The sequence below is a fragment of the Streptosporangium sp. NPDC006013 genome, from assembly GCF_040614275.1.
GTDB lineage: Bacteria > Actinomycetota > Actinomycetes > Streptosporangiales > Streptosporangiaceae > Streptosporangium.
In genome coordinates, this window is record NZ_JBEXUE010000746.1 from 1 (window position 1) to 3,264 (window position 3,264).

The 3,264-nt window shown below is 70.2% G+C and carries 3 protein-coding genes; 1 reads left to right on the forward strand and 2 read right to left on the reverse strand.

Annotation, left to right across the window (positions count from 1 at the left end):
* Positions 1–773, reverse strand: a 773-nt coding sequence (locus ABZ260_RS48905) for a methyltransferase domain-containing protein (protein WP_355632214.1), incomplete at its 3' end; no start/stop codon positions are given.
* 17 nt (positions 774–790) lie between these two features.
* Positions 791–1,762 carry a ribosome small subunit-dependent GTPase A gene (gene rsgA / locus ABZ260_RS48910; RefSeq protein ID WP_355632217.1) on the reverse strand — a complete coding sequence of 324 codons (972 nt, stop codon included), beginning with the start codon at positions 1,760–1,762 and terminating at the stop codon, positions 791–793.
* Positions 1,763–2,842: 1,080 nt separating this feature from the next.
* On the opposite strand from rsgA, the gene ABZ260_RS48915 reads away from it, so the two are divergent.
* Positions 2,843–3,264, forward strand: a 422-nt coding sequence (locus ABZ260_RS48915) for a reverse transcriptase N-terminal domain-containing protein (RefSeq protein WP_355632220.1), incomplete at its 3' end; no start/stop codon positions are given.

The window sequence follows — 3,264 nt, forward strand, 5'->3', positions numbered from 1 at the left end:
CGGCTCAGGAAGCGCGGCAGGTAGGTCATCTGGCCACGCGCGGCCAGGAAGACGTCCGCGATCCGCTCCGCGTCGCCGCGCGCGTAGCGGGCGGGCTCGGTCGTGAGCTCCGCGCGTACCTGGGGGGCCAGTTCGTCGTCGGGGTTCTGGTCGAGCCAGCGGCGCATGGTGAGCCACTGGGCCGCGGCGTACCGGTCCCAGCTGTCCTGGTCGGCCAGCATCATTTCCACGACGTCGTAGCCGAGGTCGCCGAACTGCTCGATCAGGCCGGGCAGCGGCAGGTAGTCGGCGATGCTGGTGGCGTGGCAGGCCTTGGCGGTCTCCTCGTCCGGAGGGGTCCGCCGCCAGTAGGGATCGCCGATCAGCATCAGGCCTCCGGGGCGGAGGCTGCGGCTGAGCAGCTCGGCCGTTCCGGCGACGCCGTTCCCGATCCAGGCGGCGCCGACGCAGCAGGCCAGGTCGACCGGCTGGTCCGCGACGTGGCCGGAGGCGTCGCCGTGGACGAACTCGACCCGGTCGGCGACGCCGAGTTCGGCGGCGCGGGCCTGGGCCTGGGCGGTGAAGACCGTGCTGATGTCCACCCCGGTGCCCGTGAAGCCCAGGTCGCGTGCCCAGGTGCACAGCATCTCGCCCGAGCCGCTGGCCAGGTCGAGCACCCGTGTCCCGGGGGCGAGATGGAGCGCTTCGCCCAGGGCGGCGAGCTTCTCGGGAGTCAGCGGGTTGTGGATGCGGTGGCCGCTCTCGCGGATGGTGAAGATGCGGGGAAGGTCCATGACCAGATTCCTTTCCGTCATGCCTTGAAGTTCGGGGACTGCTTGATGGCGCGTCGCAGGCGCGCGCCGTGCTTCTTCGGCCGCTCCAGCTCGGCGCGTAGCCGCGCGTCGGTGCGGGAGGCGGCGTGGGCGTTCTCGCGCTGAAGCCGGTGGTAGCTGTCGAGGCGCCGCCGGGTGAGGTGGCCGTCGTCGATGGCTGCCAGGACGGCGCAGCCCGGTTCGGTGGTGTGGGCGCAGTCCGCGAAGCGGCAGTCCCGAGCCAGCTCGGTGATCTCGGCGAAGGCCTGGTCCAGGCCCTCGTCGGCATCGTGCAGGCCCACACCGCGCAGGCCCGGGGTGTCCAGCAGGACTCCGCCGTGGGGCAGCGGCAGCAGCTCCCGCCAGGCGGTGGTGTGCCGGCCCTTGCCGTCGCTGTCGCGTACCGCGCCGGTGGCCAGGCGGTTCTCGCCCAGCAGTCGGTTGCCGAGGGTGGACTTGCCCGCGCCCGAGGGCCCGAGCAGGACGACCGTGCCCGACAGGACGGCGGCGAGGGCGTCCATGCCCTCGCCGGTGGCGGCGCTGGTGACCAGCACCTCCACACCCGGTGCGACCTCGGCCACCTCGGACGCCGCCGACGCGGCGTCGGTGGACCGGTCGGCCTTGGTGAGCACCACCACGGGCGTGGCTCCGCTCTTCCAGGCCAGGGCGAGCATCCGCTCGATCCGCCCGTGCTTGAGCGGGTCGGCGAGCGAGACGGTCACCGCCACGGTGTCGACGTTCGCGGCCAGTACCTGGCCTTGGGAGTCGCGCGACGCGGTGGAGCGGACCACGGCGGTCCGGCGCTCCAGTACCTCGACGACGGTGGCGGAGACGGCCGCGGTGGCCGGCCGGACGGCCACCCAGTCACCGGTGCACGGCGTCAGCCGGTCACCGGTGCCCGAGACGACCACCGCGCGGACGGGCCCGGCCTCGGCGACGACGTCGCACAGGCCGCGCTCGGCCCGCAGCACGCGGCCCGGAACCGGTCCGGCGGCCCGCGACGGGGTGAAGGAACGCTCACGTTCGGCGTCCCAGCCGTAGTCGGCCAGAGTCAGAACGCGCGCAGGAGAAGAGAGAGGAGATCGGTGTGAAGTGCGTTGATGAAACAACGTGGAGACCCTTGAAAGGGGGCCCCGCCGGACGGCAGGCGTGCCGGGACTACTCCCAACAGGGAGGAAGGCAGGCGAAGGTCAGGACGAGGCCCGGGAAGTGAGGATGGTCCGGGCACCGCGCACAGCGGTGGTCTCCACGACAGTCATCAACTCACCTCCTTCGTCTCCGTAAGCGAACAGATTGTCGCTGCCGCAACTACTGTAGGGGTCCAGCCCACATAAGGTCAAAACCCACATTCGGTGGATCATGGTGCGACACGAAGTCGCGTTCTGCGAGTGAACTCGCAGGTTGGAGGCCGGTTATGCCGGGTGCGTAGTTCCTGGTCAGTGTTCGAGGCCAGTCCCCGCCCTGACGTGCGTCCGCAGGTCCCGCCTGCTGGAGGTGCGGAGCTCAGGGAAGACGCCCAAGGGCCCCTGCTCCGTCTGGGGGAACAACCGGGCAAGGGGAAGGTCGGACGGGCGAACGCAAGTGAACCTCTCGATGAGGCCTCGAAAACCGAAGCTCTGGACGACGGGTTGAAGACCAGGGTGACAGGGCCTGGCCGCTGGAAGAGGCGGCGAGCGGCGGTCGGAGCCAAGATGTCGACCGTGTGAACACCGCTGGCCCCGGGGTTTAGAGGGGCGCCCACCCCGGCCGTATCTCGTATGCGTGGAACGTGGAAACCCCGTCGGGGTCCGGGCCTTTGAACCCGGTAGGCCGATCGTAAGAGGGGCGGAACCCCTCGGCGGGACAGGATGCTCAAGAAGCGGATGCCGGTGGCCGAAAGGCAACGGGAGCCCGCAGCGATGAGCCGCCCCTCCAGGCGGCGGCTGCGGGGTAACCGGCCGGATGCCGGTCCTGGCGACCGGGCCCGAAAGGGCGCTGACGTGAGCAGGTGAGCCTTTGAACACCGAGGCCGAGGGCCTCTCGAACCAAGGGACAAGTTGGACGCCGTCACGGTGAACGGCCCCGAGGACGCATTCGATTGGGACGCCATTGACTGGCGGGCCCATGAAGAGAACGTAGCGAGGCTACGGAAGAGGATCTTCAAGGCGACGCGGGAGCTGGACTGGGCCACGGTCCGGTCCTTGCAGAAGATGATGTTGAGGTCCTGGTCGAACACGCTGCTCAGCGTCCGACAGGTCACTCAACGCAACACCGGGCGTCGGACGGCCGGGGTCGATGGGCAGATCGCGCTGTCGTCGATGGCCAGGGCGGAGGTGGCAGCGCAAGTGCACCGCACCCGATCGTCGTGGAACCCATTGCCCGTCCGGCGCGTGCGAATAGGCCCGCTGGTAAGAATCGCGGCACACGGCCCAAACGAGCGGCGTCGCCGCAGGTCACGGTGCGCGACGGTGTCACCCGCAGAGGGCGGGTTTCG